This is a genomic window from Brachybacterium alimentarium (assembly GCF_002332425.1).
Lineage (GTDB): Bacteria > Actinomycetota > Actinomycetes > Actinomycetales > Dermabacteraceae > Brachybacterium > Brachybacterium alimentarium.
This window is the reverse complement of record NZ_NRGS01000005.1, coordinates 438,324-453,208: the sequence shown is the minus strand read 5'-3', so window position 1 is coordinate 453,208 and position 14,885 is coordinate 438,324. Positions and strand designations below refer to the sequence as shown.

Genomic DNA, 14,885 nt, shown 5'->3' with positions numbered 1-14,885 from the left:
GTGTCACCGTAGTCGGGTCGCCGGGACAGCCGGGTCAGGCTCGGCGTGCGACGCCGGTCACGACGTCGGCCAGCACCTCGGCGGCATCGGCGATGCCGAAGGCCCGCGCGGCATCGGCCATCGCGCCCAGGCGCGTCGGGTCCTGGAGCAGCGGGAGCACCTGGCCCCGGAGATGGGCGGCGTCGAGCTCGGCGTCGGGCACCATCTGCGCACCGCCCGCGGCGACGACCTCCTGCCCGTTCAGCGCCTGCTCGCCGTTCCCGATCGGCAGCGGGACGAGCACCGCGGGCAAGCCCACGGCGGTGAGCTCGCTGACGGTGCCGGCGCCGGAGCGGGTCAGGGCCAGGTCCGCGGCGGCGTAGGCGTCCTCCATCGCGCTCACGTACTCCACCACACGGTATCCGGGGATCTCCGTGATCCCCTCGGACTTGCCGCGACCGGTCACGTGCAGGATCTGCACGTCCGCCGCAGTGAAGCTCGCCGCCGCCTCGGTCACCGCGGTGTTCAGTCGCAGCGCACCCAGCGAGCCGCCCGTGGCCAGCAGCACCGGACGCTCGGGATCGAGTCCGAAGCCGGCGATGGCGTCGGCACGGCGCGCCGCACGGTCCAGGTGCGCGATGCCGTCGCGCATGGGCATTCCGATGCGTCGCGCACCCGGCAGGGTCGAGCCGTCGAAGGCGGTGAGCACGGCGGCCGCGCGTCGCGCCCCGAGCCTGTTGGCCATTCCCGGCCGGCGGTTCGCCTCGTGGACCACCACGGGGAGGCGGGCGGAGAACGCCGCGAGATAGGCGGGAGGGCAGACATATCCGCCGAAGCCGGCGACCACGTCGATCTCCCGCTCGCGCAGGATCCCGCGCACCTCGCGGAGGGTGCCGACGAATCGGACCGGGAAGCGCAGTGCCGCCCCGTCGGGGCGACGGGGGAAGGGGACCTTGTCGATCGTGAGCAGCTCGAAGCCGGCGGCCGGGACGAGATCGGCCTCGAGCCCGTCGGGAGTGCCGAGCACGAGCACCTCGGCGTCGGGGGTGCGCTGCACGATCTGCGCAGCGGTGGCCAGCAGCGGCGAGACGTGCCCGGCGCTGCCGCCTCCGGCCAGGAGGATGCGGGGCGGCGTCGTGGTGGTCATCGGGTCCTTCGGGATGTGGGGCGCTCGGCGGCGCGGCGCGACGTGCGGGAGGTGCGGGTCGTGCCCGATCGGGTGGAGGCGCCGGAGCTGCGGGACGCGTCGGCCCCGCGGGAGGCCCGGGAGCTGCTCGGGCGCGACCGCCCCGAGCCGGAGCTCGATGTCGCATCGCGCGGGGCGGGATGCACGCTGATCGAACGACGCACCGAGGCCATCCTCGCGGTGATGGCCTCCGGGGCGCCGGGCTCCCGGCGCGCGAACGACATCAGCACGCCGAGCGCGGCCATCGACGCGAGCAGGGCGGAGCCGCCCGAGGAGATGAAGGGCAGGGGCACGCCGATCACCGGCAGCAGGCCGGTCACGACCATCATGTTCACGAAGGCCTGACCCAGCAGCCAGGCGCTGATGCCGGCGATGGTGATCTGCATGAAGTGATCGTCGATCCGGGTGATCATGCGGAACATTATCAGCGCCAGCAGGCCGAAGAGGGCGAGGACGCCGAGGGTGCCGATGAGCCCGAGCTCCTCACCGATGATGGCGAAGATGTAGTCGTCCTCCGCAGCGGGCAGGCGCCCCCACTTCTGGCGCGACTCGCCGAGGCCCACTCCCCACCATCCGCCTTCCGCGAGACCCATGAGGCCCTGATCGGCCTGGTAGCAGGAGTCGCCCTCGCAGATCCCGTGGAACCAGTTGCCGATGCGGGCCATGCGGTTCGCGCTGCTCACCGTGAGCCCGATGATGCCGAGGAGGCCCGCGGTGCCCGCGATCATGAACCAGCGCCGGGGGACGCCGGCGACCCACACGGCTCCGGCGACGAGCATGGCCATGATCATCATGGTGCCGAGGTCGTGCCCCAGCATCACCAGACCGAGGGCGAGGAGCGCTCCGGGGATCAGGGGGAAGAGCAGGTGCCCCGGCTTGTGCAGGAGCGGCCTCTTGGTGGCCAGCAGGGCTCCCAGCCAGACGGCGAGCGCCAGTTTGAGGAACTCCGAGGGCTGGAGGGTCTGCCCGGCGATGCGGACCCAGTTCTGGTTGCCGTCCGCCGCCACGCCCAGGCCGGGGACGAACACCAGGCACTGGAGCGCGACGCCGAGGCCGAGCAGGGGCCAGGCCGCACGCCGGTAGAAGCCTGGCGGCATCACCGCCGCGACGACGAGCAGCACCAGACCCATGACGGCGAACGTGCCCTGGCGGAACAGGCCGGCGTAGCCGGAGTTGCCGCGGGAGATGTTCAGCACCGCTGAGGAGGACAGCACCATGACCAGACCCAGGCTGACGAGCAGGGCTCCGATCACGACGAGCGCATAGAAGTCCAGGGCCGGCGATCTGAGCCAGGAGCCGACGCCGTCGCGCACTCGGGAGCCGATGTTGCCGAGAGGCTGGTCATCTTCAGGGCGGACGACATCGGTGGACCGACGGGGGCCCCGGCGGGTGTCCTCGATCGTCATGTGTGCGCTCCTGGCAGTCGGCTGACGGCCGCCGCGAACAGATCCCCCCGTTCCGCGTAGTCACGGAACTGGTCCATGGAGGCGGCTGCCGGTGCCAGCAGCACCACATCCCCTGCCGTGGCGAGGGATCGTGCGGCCTGCACCGCCTGCTCCATGAGTCGGGAACGTCCGGCGACGTCCACAGTGTCACCCGGATCGATGCGGCGGACGGGGACCTCGGGGGCGTGTCGGTCCAACGCGGAGGTGAAGGGTTCGGGGTCCTCGCCCAGCAGGACCACGCCGACCAGCCGGTCGTGACTGGCCTCGACCAGCTGGCTGATGTCGGCTCCCTTGGTGAGCCCGCCGGCGATCCAGACGATCCGCTCTGCGGTGCGCAGGGAGGCGGCGGCGGCGGCCGGGTTGGTGGCCTTGGTGTCGTCGACGTAGGAGACCCCGTCGACGGTAGCGAGCTGCTGGGCGCGGTGGGCCCCCAGGCGGTAGGCCCGCAGTCCGTCGCGCACAGCGTGCGCCGGGACCCCGTGGGCCCGGGCGAGCGCAGCGGCGGCGAGGGCGTCGAGCACGATGTGCGGGCCCGCGCCGTGCGGCCCCAGGTGGGCGAGGTCCTCGAGGCTCGCGAGCTCGGCGGCGGCCGTGCGGCGCTCGTCGAGGAACGCGCGGTCCGCGAGCAGGCCGTCGATGACTCCGACCTCCGAGAGTGCCGGAGCGACCAGGGAGATGCCGACGGCGCGGGCGCCCTCGACGACGTCCGCCTCCTCGACCAGACGCCGGGTGGCCTCGTCGGCGACGTTGTAGATGCAGGCGCGGTGGACACCCTCGAAGATGCGGCCCTTGGCGCGGGCGTACTGTGCGGCGCCGCCGTGCCAGTCCAGATGGTCGGCGCTGATGTTCAGCACGGCCGCGGCCTCGCAGTCCAGGTGCTCGGTCCAGTGCAGCTGGAAGCTGGAGAGCTCGAGGGCGAGCACGTCGAAGCCCTCGGGGTCCAAGGCCGCCTCGATCACGGGCAGACCCACGTTCCCGCAGGCGACAGCCCGCAGGCCGGCATGCTGGAGGATCGATTCGAGCATGGTGACGGCGGTGGTCTTGCCGTTTGTCCCGGTGACGGCGAGCCACTGGGGGCCGTCGGAGGCCTGCATGCGGCGCGCGAGCTCCACCTCGCTCCACACCGGGATCCCGGCCTGCGCGGCGGCGGCCAGGAGCGGCTGATCCGGGCGCCAGCCCGGGGAGGTGATCACCAGGTCGATCTCTCGGTCTGCGGGCAGGGAGAGGGTGTGCTCCTCGCCCAGGCGCACCTCGACCCCGAGGACCTCGAGGACGGTGGTGCGCTCGCGGATCTCCGGGGTGTCGGAGCCGTCGACCACGAGGACGCGGGCACCGCGCTGCATGGTCTGATCGGCGACGGCATAGCCGGAGACGCCGAACCCGGCGACCAGGATGCGAAGTCCCGAGACGTCCAGCCCCGGCCAGGGCAGGTGCTCGACGTCGATGCGGCCCGGGCCCCGGGGGGCGGAGGCGGTCATGAGGTGAGCCTCGGCAGCGCATCGAGGTAGAACACGCCCAGGCCGAGGCCGGCGAGCACGCCGGCGACGATCCAGAAGCGCACCACGATGGTGACCTCGTTCCAGCCCTTGAGCTCGAAGTGGTGCTGCAGCGGTGCCATCCGGAACACGCGCTTGCCGGTGAGCTTGAAGCTCCCCACCTGGATGATCACCGACAGCGAGATGACCACGAACAGGCCGCCGATGATCGCGCCGAGCACTTCGGTGCGGGTGACGATGGTCAGTCCGGCGATCGCGCCGCCGAGGGCGAGGGAACCGGTATCGCCCATGAAGATCTTCGCGGGCGAGGTGTTCCACCACAGGAAGCCGACGCAGGCACCGATGATCGCCGCGCACAGCACGGCCGCATCCAGCGGGTCGCGGGTGTCGTAGCAGTGCACCAGGCCGCCGGCGTCGAGGTCCACGTTGCACACCTGGCGCCACTGCCAGAAGGCGATCACCAGGTAGGTGGCGGTGAAGATGATGGTCGCGCCGCTGGCGAGGCCGTCGAGGCCGTCGGTGAGGTTCACGCCGTTGGACCAGGCGGCGACCAGGAAGTTGGCCCAGATCGCGAAGAGGACGAAACCGACGATGGTGCCGCCGAACGCGAGGTCCAGCCACGGGATGTCGCGCACGAAGGAGATCTTCGTGGAGGCCGGAGCACTGCCGCTGCCGTCCGGGAACAGCAGGGCGAGCACGGCGAAGGCCGTGGCGACCAGGAACTGTCCCAGCAGCTTCGCGCGCGGGCGCAGACCCAGGCTGCGCTGCTGCGAGATCTTCAGGTAGTCGTCGAGGAACCCGACCACCCCGAGACCGACCATGAGGAACAGCACCAGCAGGACCGAGATGCTGGGAGACGTCAGCAGGAAGAGGTGGGAGAGCCCGTAGCCGAGCACGGTCGCCAGGATGATCGCGACGCCGCCCATGGTGGGCGTGCCGCGCTTGGTGGCGTGCGAGGTGGGGCCGTCGTCCCGGATGAACTGCCCGTAGCTCTTGCGCACCAGCAGCTTGATGAACAGCGGGGTGCCGACGATGGACAGCAGGAAGGCGGCGGCTCCCGCGATGATGATCGCGATCATGCGTCGTCTCCTCCGTGGGGCGGGTGCTCGGGGCGAGCAGCATCCGGACGGTCCAGGTGCTCGATCAGTGGGCCGGCGATCTGCCGGAGGCCGGAGTCGCGCGAGGACTTCAGCAGCACGACGTCACCGGGCACCACGGTCCGTTCTAGCACAGCGAGCGCGTCGTCGACCGTGTCGAGATATTCCGACTCCCCGCCGAAGCTGCCCTCGAGGCTCGCACCGTGGTGGATGGGTGCCGCCCCGTCGCCGACCACGTAGAGCTGGCTGATGTTCAACCGCACCACGAGGCGACCGATCTCGTCGTGCAGCCGCACGGTGTCGGGCCCCATCTCCAGCATCTCGCCGAGCACCGCGATGGTGCGATGGCCCCGGCCGAGATGCGCGAGGGTCTTCAGCGCCTGGCGCATCGAGTCGGGGTTGGCGTTGTAGGCGTCGTTGATGACGAGCGCACCGCCGGCGCGCAGCGCCTCCATGCGCTGTCCGGAGGCGAGCTTCGCGCCCTCGAGGGCGTGCGCCGCAGCAGCCGGGTCGACGCCCGCGCTGACGGCGGCCGCCAGGGCTGCCAGGGCATTGGCAGCCTGATGCTCGCCGAGCAGGTCGGGCCGCACCGGGAAGCGACCGGCCGGAACGGCCCCGCCGCGCAGCGTGGTCACGCCCTCGGGCACGGCCAGGGTGAAGCTCACGCGGGCGTCGTCGTCCAGGGCTAGATCCTCGCCGCGCAGGTCGCCGGTGGTGATTCCCCAGCTGAGCACGGGGGCGGCGCTGCGGTCGGCCATGCCGAGCACGAGGCGGTCCTCGGCGTTCAGGATCGCGCGGCCATCGGAGGTGAGCGCGTCGACCAGCTCCCCCTTCGCCTGCGCGATCGCCTCGACGCTCCCGAACTCGCCGAGGTGGGCGCTGCCCACGTTCAGCACGAGGGCGACATCGGGACGGGCGACGTCGGTGAGCTGGGCGATGTGGCCGACCCCCCGTGCGCCCATCTCGAGGACGAGGAAGCGGGTGGTGGCGACCAGGCGCAGCACGGTCAGCGGCAGACCGAGCTCGTTGTTCAGGGAGCCGACGGGGGCGATGGTCTCGCCCTGGGCTCGCAGGATGGTGCCGAGCAGGTCCTTGGCGCCGGTCTTGCCGGCACTGCCCGTGATCGCGAACACCGTGAGCTCCGGGTTCTCCCGCCGGGCGCGGGCCAGCTGTGCCCGGGCGAGGTCCCACAGGGCGGTGCGCACGTCGTCGACGAGGACCGCCGGACGGCCGAGATCGCGCGAGACGAGGGCGAGGGGAGCCCCGGACCCCTGCGCGGAGGCGACGTACTCGTGACCGTCGGTGTGCTCCCCGACGAAGGCGGCGAAGAGGTCGCCGCTCTCCACCCTCCGGGAGTCGATCCGAGCCGTCCCGGTGACGAGCTCGTCACCGGTCGCCCCACCCACGAGTCGGCCGCCGGTCAGTCCAGCGATCTCCCCAGCCGTGGTCTGCAGCATGGTCAGCGTTCTCCGTCCGTGTCGTCGGCGCCCGCGGGTCCGCGGCCGGTCAGCGCATCGCGCAGCCGGAGGCGGTCATCGAACGGATGGACGATACCGCCGATCTGCTGTCCGGTCTCGGCGCCCTTGCCGGCAACGAGGATGGTGTCGGACACGTCAGCGAGGGAAGCGGCCAGCTCGATCGCCGCGCCGCGCCCATCCACCTCGTGGACCTGCGCGTTCGTCGTCTCCGGGATGCCCGAGCGCACGGCGCGGCGGATCTCGGCGGGATCCTCCGTACGAGGGTTGTCATCCGTGATGATGACCACGTCCGCGAGGCGTGCGACGACTTCGCCCATCGCCGATCGCTTCGAGCGGTCACGGTCGCCTCCGGCGCCCATCACCACCAGCAGGCGACGGGTCCCGGGCACCGCGCGCAGGGTCACGAGCGCCTGCTCGAGGGCGTCGGCGGTGTGCGAGAAGTCCACGACCCCGCGCACCGGCGAGCTCGCGACGAGCTCCATCCTGCCCGGCACGGTGCCGGCCGCACCGAGCACGCGGGCGACCTCGGGGCCGGTGCGCCCGATGGCTGCCAGGAGCAGTTCCGCGGCGAGGGTGTTGGCGACGTAGTGGCGGCCCGGCAGCGCGGCGTGCAGGGAGCGGGGCCCCGCCGGTCCGTCCACCGTGAACGTGCTGCCGTACTCCTCCGCCCGGATGTCGCGGGCGCGATGGTCGGCCTCGATCCCGGGCAGCGTCGAGTAGGTCGTCACCGGCACGCTCGCCTCACGGGCCAGGCGTCGGCCCCATTCGTCATCCACGCAGACGATGCCGCGAACGGAATGGGCGGGGGTGAACAGCTCGCGCTTCGCCTCGTAGTAGGCCTCCATCGTGCCGTGGAAGTCGAGGTGGTCCTGGCTGAGGTTCGTGAAGCAGGCGACGTCGACGACGACCTCGTCGGCCCGATGCAGCACGAGCGCGTGGCTGGAGATCTCCATCGACGCGACCTGCACGCCGTCCTCGACCATGCGGGCGAGGATCCCGTGCAGCTCGGGCGACTCCGGAGTGGTGCGCACGGTGCCGATCCCGTGGGCGGCGCCGGCGGCGTCACGGTAGGCGGTGCCACTGGTGCCGACGACCCCGGCAGGCACGGCCAGCTCATCGAGCACGCGGGTGAGCACGGTCGTCACGGAGGTCTTCCCGTTGGTGCCGGTCACGCCGATCGTGCGCAGGCGCTCGGCCGGACGGCCCAGGACGAGCGCGGCCGCGGTCGCGGTCGCGCCACGGGGGTCCTCGACCACGAGCACGGGCAGGCCGGCATCGAGGCAGGCCCTCTCCCCCGCGCTGTCCGTGAGTGCGAGGACCGCACCGAGCGAACGCGCCTGCTCGGCGAACTGCGCACCGTGCGCATTCGCGCCGGGCAGCGCGCTCCAGAGGTCCCCTGGCCGGACGCTGCGGGAGTCGAGGGTGACCCCGGTCAGTCGCACGTCCTCGGCCGGCGCGGGGGCCCCGAGGGCGGCGGCGAGCTCCACCGCCCCCATGCCGAGGGGGTGGCGCGGACGTGCCGGCTCCGGAGTGGGTGTGCTCGTAGCGATCACCGCGTTGTTCACCATTCGTTCTCGAGTTCACGACCGGCCACGCCGGTCGGGGCGATGCCCTGGTTCTGCAGGGCGAAGGTCGTCAGCTCCGAGAAGGCCGGTGCCGCAGCACGGCTGCCGGAGATGAAGGTGTCGAGTCCGTACACGAACACCCCGACCACGAGATCCGGGTCGTCCGCCGGAGCGAAGCCGATGAAGGATGCCGTGTAGGTCTCCTTGCCGCCCTCCGCCGCCTGGGCCGTGCCGGTCTTGCCGGCGGTCGCGTAGCCGGTGACCGCGGCGCTGGAATCCTCATCGACGTCGTTGTCCATGAGAGCACGCATCGTCGCCGCGGTCTCGCTGGAGACGACGCGGGTGCTCTCGGGCTGGCCGAGGGGACGCAGCGTGCCGTCGGAGCCCTTCACCCCGGAGATCAGCGAGGGCTGGACCCTCACACCGTCGTTGGCGAACGTGCCCACCGCGGAGACCATCTGCAGGGCGTTCACGCTGTATCCCTGGCCGAAGGCCGTGGTGTACCGGGTACGGCCGGTCCAGTCCTCGGCGGGGTGCACGACGCCGGCCGACTCCGCGGGCAGCTGGACTCCCGTGGGCTCGCCGAGGCCGAAGGCTCGCAGATAGTCGTAGCGGACCTCCGGGCTGAGCTGCTCGGAGACCTGCACCGTGCCGACGTTGGAGCTGTTCTTCAGCACGCCCGCGAGCGTGAGCTTCTGATCGGGATGGTGGTGGGAGTCCTTGATCCGCTCCCCGTCGAAGTACATCTCGTAGGGGATCTCGTACTCCGACTCGGGGGTCGCGGTGCCCTCCTCGAGCGCGGTCGCCATGGTGAACAGCTTGCCGGTGGAGCCCGGCTCGAACACGTTGGAGATCGACCGGTTCCCGAGGAACTCGCTGCCGTCCTGCTTGATCTCGTTGGGGTCGTAGGACGGGTATTCCGCCATCGCGAGCACCTCGCCGGTGCTCGGCTTGAGCACGACGGCGCTGCCGCCTTCCGCTCCCCACTTGTCGACGGCGCCCGCGACGATCTGCTGCGCCTTCCACTGCAGGTCACGATCGACGGTCAGCACCAGGTCGCTGCCGTCGACGGCAGGAGTGGTCTGCTGCTTGCCGGTGGGGATGATCTGACCGCCCGCACCGCGCTCGTAGCTGGTCTCGCCGTCGGTGCCGCTGAGCTCGTCGTCGAAGGAGAGCTCGGTGCCGGCCAGCGCGGAGCCGTCCGCCCCGACGAAGCCGAGGATGTTCCCGCCGACCGAGCCGGCCGGGTAGATGCGGTCGGCGACGCGATCGGCGCCGATCCCGGGGATCTTCAGCGCGAGCGCGGCGTCGCGCACCTTCGGCTCCACGTTCTTCTGCAGGTAGACGAAGCCGCGGTCACCGGTGAGGGCCTTCTCGGTGTCGCTGACGGACAGTCCGAGCACCGGGGCCAGCTCCTGCGCGGCGGCGTCGATCCCCGTGACCTCGGCGTCCTTCGACCCCTTGCGGTACTGGTCCACCTGGAGCTGGTTGACCCACAGGTCATAGCGCTCCACCGAGTGGGCCATCGTGGTGCTGTTGCGATCCAGGATGTCGCCGCGCAGCGCTGGAATGTCTCGAGTGACCGTGCGCTGGGCGACGGCCTCCTGGGCACGGGCGCTCGCGTCGAGACCCTGCACCCAGATCAGGCGCCCGGACAGCAGCAGCACCCCCACCATGATCATGCAGATCAGGAGGCGGTGGCGGACCGCGGGTGCACCGACCCGAGCGCGAGGGACGCGGAGCATCGGTGCGCCGGTGCGCGGTCGGCGGCTGCCGGTGGTACGGGTCGAGCGTGACCGGGCCATGGTCAGACTCCCTCGTTGCCCATGCCGTGGTAGGTCGTGGGCTGGTCGTAGATCTGAGCCGGCGGGACGGCGACCTCTGCGGGCACGTCTGCCAGCTCCGGATTGACCTCAGTCTGCGCTGTCGGAGACGTCTCTCCGATGACCTCGCCCGTGTCGAGGTCGATATATGCCGGATCAGTGACGGGAACCATCCCGATCTCGCGCGCCTGGCGCTCGAGCTCCTGCGGCGTGCCCAGACGCTCGTCGGTCTCGACCAGCGCCTGCTTCTCCTCGGTCAGACGCTGCGACTGGCTCTGGAGACGAGTGATCTCGTAGCTCGTGTCGGACATCTGGATGTTCAGGTACAGCAGCGCTGCGAGGGTCGCGGTCACGATGAGCGTGCACAGGATCGTGAACGGCATCGAGCTGCCGCTGGTCTTCGGCGCCGCGACGACGGTCAGCCGCGGCCGGGCGGTGGGTGCGGTGCGCGGCCCGCGGACCGGACGGACCGCGGGGGCGTGAACGGCGGACGTGCTGGCCATCTCAGTGAGCTCTCTCGGCGAGTCGGGTACGGGTCAGGGCGCGCAGGCGGACCGAGGCGGCGCGGGTGTTGGTGCCCCGCTCTGCCTCGTCGGCCTGCAGGGCGCCGCGGACGATCGGGGAGAACGTCGGCTTGTGCTCCTCGAGCTCGACCGGCAGTCCCGGAGGCGCCGAGGATCTGGTGCGGCGGGCGAACGCGGTCTTGACCAGACGGTCCTCGCCGGAGTGGTAGGACTCCACGACGATGCGGCCGCCCACGTGCAGGCAGTCGAGGGCCGACTCGATCGCGGAGGCGAGGATCTCGAGCTCCTCGTTGACGGCGATCCGCAGAGCCTGGAAGGTCCGCTTGGCGGGATGCCCGCCGCTCGCCTTCGAGGAGTTCGGGATCGCCGAGTCCAGCAGCGCAACGAGCTCGCCGCTGCGGGTCAGCGGGACGGTCTCGCGCTGCGCGACGATGCGGCGGGCGATCCGACGGGCGAAGCGCTCGTCACCGAGGTCGTGGAGGATGCGGGAGATCTCCGCCTCCGGCAGGTCCCGCAGAAGGTCCGCGGCGGTGGGCCCGCCCGAGGCGGTGTCCATGCGCATGTCCAACGGGGCGTCCACGGAGTAGGAGAAGCCGCGGTCGGCGGTGTCGATCTGGAAGCTCGACAGACCGAGGTCCATCATCACGCCGTGCGCGCCGGGCAGGCCGAGCTCCTCGAGCACCTCGGGGATCTCGTCGTAGGTCGCGTGGACCAGAGTGACGCGATCGCCGACGCCCTCGCGGTCCAGGCGCTCCCGTGCCAGCTCGAGCGCAGCGCTGTCGCGGTCGATGCCGACCAGGCGAGCCTGAGGTGCGGCACGCAGCACGGCGGTGGCGTGACCCCCCATGCCGAGTGTCGCGTCGACGTAGATCGATCCCGGCTCCTGGAGTGCCGGGGCGAGCAGCTCGACGGAGGTGCCGAGGAGGACGGGCACATGCCGATCCTCTGCCGGCCGGTCGTGCTGCGTCGGATCCATGTCGCCTCCCCTGGGTGGTTCGTGTGCTGTTCGTTCTGATCGGTCGTCCCGATCGGTGGGGTCCTGCCGGCTCCGCCTTCTGGTCGCGGTGCCGTCCTGCCAGATTCCTCGTCGTTCCCGACCCGCCACCGGGGAAGTTGCATCGGGGCGGGAACGACGAGAGGTCTCACAGGACGGAGATCCGTCGAGCCGAGCTCAGAACAGGCCCGGGACCACCTCCTCGGAGGTCTCGGCGAAGCCCTCCTCCTTCTGTTCGAGATAGGTCTCCCAAGCCGGGAGCGACCAGATCTCGAGCCGGTCCAGTGCGCCGATGACGGCGCACTCCCGGTCCAGATCCGCGTATCCACGCAGATGGCCCGGAATGGTGATGCGGCCCTGCTTGTCCGGGATGACGTCCTCCGCGCCGGAGAGCAGCACGCGCAGGTAGTCGCGTGTGCGCCGATCGGTGGTGGGCGCCCGACGGGCCTCCTCGAGCTTCTGGCGGAACTCGGCGAGCGGATACACGGCGATGCAGTGCTCCTGCCCACGAGTCATGACCAGTCCCGAAGCGAGCTCGTCACGGAACTTCGCCGGGAAGATCAGGCGCCCCTTGTCGTCGAGCTTGGGCGTGAAGGTGCCGAGGAACATCCAGGCCCTCCTTCACTCGCCGAGACTCGCGACTGGAAACCATCTCCTCCCAACGCGCCCCACTTTACCCCACTACTCCCCACCTTTCACTACTGATTCCCCCGATCTGCCCCGCATGCCGTACGTCACTGCAGGTCAACGGCGGGGAGGGAGGTGGAGGGAATCTGCGTGCGGCGCGTCGATCCGGCCTCTGCACAGCGCTCCGACAGGGCTGTTCCCGCTGCGCACCATCGATGACCAGACAGCATGTGAGCAGGTCAGAGCCCCTTGCTGCTCAGGCGAGGTGCTGCCGGAGTGCAAGTGGAGCGAAAGGGAGGGCCCGCGTGGAGCGAAGTGGGGAATGGAGCGGATCACGACAGCCCGGGCCGCCGTGACGGGCCTGCCGGAGCTCCTGCGAGGACGTCGTCGTGCGATCCTCGGAGAAGTCGGGGCCTGACCGCATGGTCGGAACACGGCCCCGGAGGGCACAGAGGGCACCGGGCCGAGTCGGCGAAGGCGACTGGGGATCACCGGGCCCGAGTCGGCGAAGGCGACTGGGGATCACCGGGCGCGGCCGCCGGGGCCCGAGGGCCGCTGCGCCCAGGGCCGACGGAAGCGACGTCCACGAGGAGCAGGACGACATGCAGAAGCCCCGGCTCTCTGAGCCGGGGCTTCGGTGTTCGTAGGCGGGAGAGGGAGGCTGCCGCGTCGCGTCAGCGCCGGGGGTCGTCCCCGGAGCGCTTCTCCCAGCGCTGCTCGAGCTTGCGCATGAACGTCCCGCCGTTGTCGTCGCGCGGCGCACTGGGACCCGTGCCCCCGCCGCCGTCGTCCGGCCCCTCCTGCGAGGAGGAGTTCGGAGTGGTCACTGCGTACACCGCGCCGGCGAGCATCCCCAGGAAGGCGATGACCCCCAGCCAGACGGCCGGCAGCGAGACGGCCAGCACGAGGACACCAAGGCACACGAGGACTCCCCCGAGGCCGATGATGACCCGACGACCACTGCGCCGCGAGTTCTTCGTCGGCGCGAAAGCTCGTGCGAGGTGCGGATCGTCGGCGAACAGCTGACGTTCCATCTCGTCGAGCATCTTCTGCTCGTGTTCAGACAGCGGCATGGTCCCGCTCCTTGTCCCCGGTCCTCACGCGCCCTACCGGCGCCCGACCACCGATCGAGTTCCGTTGCCCTCATCGGCGGTTCACCCAGTTTAGAGCCAGTTCCTGGGGAATGGGAACACTCCGGGGAGAGCATCACGTCGAACGCCCCGCGCAGCGCACCGGACACGATGCCCCGACCGTGCGACGGCGGCTCTCCACGCTCTGTCTCACCCCGTCTCACGCGGGGACCCCCGCGATGCTCAGCGGCGATCGTGGCGGTCAGCGACCATCAGGGTCTTCCGTGCGCTGGGCCCCGTCGGACGCCGGGCCCAGGGTGGAGCCGCGGCTGAGGCTCGCGGCGCCGAAACGACTCGTCGCCTGGTCCATCGCCGTCTCCAGATCCCTCCACAGCGTCGAGCGCGAAGCCAGCTCGTGCTGGACCGGCGCGGTGCCCGAGGACTCGAGATGGGTGACGCGCACTCCGGCGAGACGGATCCGTCGCAGCCGATGCCGCTCGCGCTCCCACAGTGCGACCACGTGCTCCCGCAGACGCTCCCCGCTCGCGGTGGGCTGGTCCAGCGTCGAGGAACGAGTGATGGTGGTGCCGTCAGGGCTGCGCAGCTTGAGCACGACAGTGCGTGCGACGGTCCCCTCCTGGCGCAGCTGCCGAGCGACGTCGTCGGCCATCATCGTGATTCGGCGACGCACCTCGTCGCCGTCCGTGAGGTCCTCGTCCCAGGTGCGCTCGGTCCCCAGCGACCTCTCGCGCACCTGACGTCCCAGCCCTGTGCGATCGCTGCCCTCAGCGAGCCGACGGATCTCCGGAGCACGAGGACCGAGCACCCGCGCCAGCGCATTCGGCGGGATGTCACGGATCTCCCCGATCCGGTGCACCCCGATCTTCTCCAGCGCGGCGACGGCCTTGGGGCCGATCCCGGACACAGCGGAGACGGGCAGCGGAGCCAGGAACTCCGCGGTGCCGGCCGCCGGGACGATCAGCTGCCCGTCGGGCTTCGCGTGCGCGGAGGCGATCTTGGCCACGGCGCGAGAGACCGATCCCCCCACTGAGCTGGGAAGTCCAAGCTCGTCGCGGATTCGCCGGCGCAGCAGAGCGGCGATCTGCTCCGGTTCCCCGAAGAGCCGACGGGCCCCGCGGACGTCGAGGAAGGCCTCGTCGATGCTGAGCTGTTCGACGTCCGCGACGACGGAGTTCAGGATCGTCATCACCTGCGCCGAGATCATCCGGTAGTGGTCACCGCGCGGGGGGACGATGAGGAGATCCGGGGCGAGACGCCGGGCAGTCGCCATCGGCATCGCCGAGCGGATGCCGCGCGTCCGGGCCGGATAGCTGGCGGCGGCCACGACTCCGCGTGCGCCGGCGCCGCCGACGACGACGGGAAGTCCTCGCAGGCTCGGGTCGTCACGGATCTCCACCGAGGCGAAGAAGGCGTCCATGTCCAGATGGAGGATCCCGGGGATCTCCACCTGCTCCTGCGACCCGCCGTCGGCTCCCACGGGACCTCCTTCTGCTCCGAGCCGCACTGTACTCGGCCCCTCCGCAGGCCCTCGGGCTGCACCGCCGGGCCCATGAGAACTGTTCGTGGCCGGACTCCGCGGC

At 71.1% G+C, this 14,885-nt stretch carries 12 protein-coding genes; all 12 read right to left on the bottom strand.

Going from position 1 to position 14,885, the window contains the following annotated elements; all coding sequences use genetic code 11:
- Positions 1 to 34: 34 nt before the first annotated feature.
- The 12 genes from murG to dinB all read right to left on the bottom strand — a co-directional run bounded on the left by murG (position 35) and on the right by dinB (position 14,782).
- Positions 35 to 1,126 carry an undecaprenyldiphospho-muramoylpentapeptide beta-N-acetylglucosaminyltransferase gene (murG, locus tag CIK71_RS05280; RefSeq protein ID WP_096164099.1) on the bottom strand — a complete coding sequence of 364 codons (1,092 nt, stop codon included), beginning with the start codon at positions 1,124 to 1,126 and terminating at the stop codon, positions 35 to 37.
- A complete protein-coding gene (gene ftsW, locus CIK71_RS05275; RefSeq protein WP_096164098.1) occupies positions 1,123 to 2,571 on the bottom strand; it encodes a putative lipid II flippase FtsW in 1,449 nt (482 codons plus the stop codon). The genes murG and ftsW overlap by 4 nt, the downstream gene beginning before the upstream one ends.
- Positions 2,568 to 4,088, bottom strand: a complete 1,521-nt coding sequence (gene murD / locus CIK71_RS05270; protein WP_096164097.1) for a UDP-N-acetylmuramoyl-L-alanine--D-glutamate ligase — start codon at positions 4,086 to 4,088, stop codon at positions 2,568 to 2,570. The genes ftsW and murD overlap by 4 nt, the downstream gene beginning before the upstream one ends.
- Positions 4,085 to 5,185 (bottom strand): phospho-N-acetylmuramoyl-pentapeptide-transferase, encoded by a 1,101-nt coding sequence (gene mraY, locus CIK71_RS05265; protein WP_096164096.1) that lies wholly within the window; start codon positions 5,183 to 5,185, stop codon positions 4,085 to 4,087. Before mraY ends, murD begins: the two co-directional genes overlap by 4 nt.
- Positions 5,182 to 6,660: a UDP-N-acetylmuramoyl-tripeptide--D-alanyl-D-alanine ligase gene (locus CIK71_RS05260; protein ID WP_096164095.1), complete on the bottom strand. Its 1,479-nt coding sequence runs from the start codon at positions 6,658 to 6,660 to the stop codon at positions 5,182 to 5,184. Before CIK71_RS05260 ends, mraY begins: the two co-directional genes overlap by 4 nt.
- 2 nt (positions 6,661 to 6,662) lie before the next feature.
- Positions 6,663 to 8,177 (bottom strand): UDP-N-acetylmuramoyl-L-alanyl-D-glutamate--2,6-diaminopimelate ligase, encoded by a 1,515-nt coding sequence (locus tag CIK71_RS05255; protein ID WP_245857295.1) that lies wholly within the window; start codon positions 8,175 to 8,177, stop codon positions 6,663 to 6,665.
- Positions 8,178 to 8,242: 65 nt separating this feature from the next.
- Complete coding sequence (locus tag CIK71_RS05250; protein WP_245857294.1) at positions 8,243 to 9,928, bottom strand: peptidoglycan D,D-transpeptidase FtsI family protein; 1,686 nt, start codon at positions 9,926 to 9,928, stop codon at positions 8,243 to 8,245.
- A gap of 125 nt (positions 9,929 to 10,053) precedes the next feature.
- Positions 10,054 to 10,572, bottom strand: a complete 519-nt coding sequence (gene ftsL / locus CIK71_RS05245) for a cell division protein FtsL (RefSeq protein WP_096164093.1) — start codon at positions 10,570 to 10,572, stop codon at positions 10,054 to 10,056.
- A 1-nt stretch (position 10,573) separates the two neighbouring features.
- A complete protein-coding gene (gene rsmH / locus CIK71_RS05240) occupies positions 10,574 to 11,569 on the bottom strand; it encodes a 16S rRNA (cytosine(1402)-N(4))-methyltransferase RsmH (protein WP_096164092.1) in 996 nt (331 codons plus the stop codon).
- 195 nt (positions 11,570 to 11,764) lie between these two features.
- Positions 11,765 to 12,196 (bottom strand): division/cell wall cluster transcriptional repressor MraZ, encoded by a 432-nt coding sequence (gene mraZ / locus CIK71_RS05235; protein WP_076810555.1) that lies wholly within the window; start codon positions 12,194 to 12,196, stop codon positions 11,765 to 11,767.
- A gap of 692 nt (positions 12,197 to 12,888) precedes the next feature.
- Positions 12,889 to 13,287 carry a DUF3040 domain-containing protein gene (locus tag CIK71_RS05230; RefSeq protein ID WP_096164091.1) on the bottom strand — a complete coding sequence of 133 codons (399 nt, stop codon included), beginning with the start codon at positions 13,285 to 13,287 and terminating at the stop codon, positions 12,889 to 12,891.
- 259 nt (positions 13,288 to 13,546) lie between these two features.
- Positions 13,547 to 14,782 (bottom strand): DNA polymerase IV, encoded by a 1,236-nt coding sequence (dinB, locus tag CIK71_RS05225; protein WP_096164090.1) that lies wholly within the window; start codon positions 14,780 to 14,782, stop codon positions 13,547 to 13,549.
- Positions 14,783 to 14,885: the final 103 nt, after the last annotated feature.

Excerpts from the sequence above, each read along its gene's own strand:
- mraZ (WP_076810555.1), bottom strand. The coding sequence starts at position 12,196 with ATGTTCCTCGGCACCTTCACGCCCAAGCTCGACGACAAGGGGCGCCTG.
- CIK71_RS05250 (WP_245857294.1), bottom strand. The coding sequence starts at position 9,928 with ATGATCATGGTGGGGGTGCTGCTGCTGTCCGGGCGCCTGATCTGGGTG.
- CIK71_RS05255 (WP_245857295.1), bottom strand. The coding sequence starts at position 8,177 with ATGGGGGCGGTGGAGCTCGCCGCCGCCCTCGGGGCCCCCGCGCCGGCC.
- CIK71_RS05260 (WP_096164095.1), bottom strand. The coding sequence starts at position 6,660 with ATGCTGCAGACCACGGCTGGGGAGATCGCTGGACTGACCGGCGGCCGA.
- murD (WP_096164097.1), bottom strand. The coding sequence starts at position 4,088 with ATGACCGCCTCCGCCCCCCGGGGCCCGGGCCGCATCGACGTCGAGCAC.
- ftsW (WP_096164098.1), bottom strand. The coding sequence starts at position 2,571 with ATGACGATCGAGGACACCCGCCGGGGCCCCCGTCGGTCCACCGATGTC.
- murG (WP_096164099.1), bottom strand. The coding sequence starts at position 1,126 with ATGACCACCACGACGCCGCCCCGCATCCTCCTGGCCGGAGGCGGCAGC.
- rsmH (WP_096164092.1), bottom strand. The coding sequence starts at position 11,569 with ATGGATCCGACGCAGCACGACCGGCCGGCAGAGGATCGGCATGTGCCC.
- CIK71_RS05230 (WP_096164091.1), bottom strand. The coding sequence starts at position 13,287 with ATGCCGCTGTCTGAACACGAGCAGAAGATGCTCGACGAGATGGAACGT.
- ftsL (WP_096164093.1), bottom strand. The coding sequence starts at position 10,572 with ATGGCCAGCACGTCCGCCGTTCACGCCCCCGCGGTCCGTCCGGTCCGC.
- mraY (WP_096164096.1), bottom strand. The coding sequence starts at position 5,185 with ATGATCGCGATCATCATCGCGGGAGCCGCCGCCTTCCTGCTGTCCATC.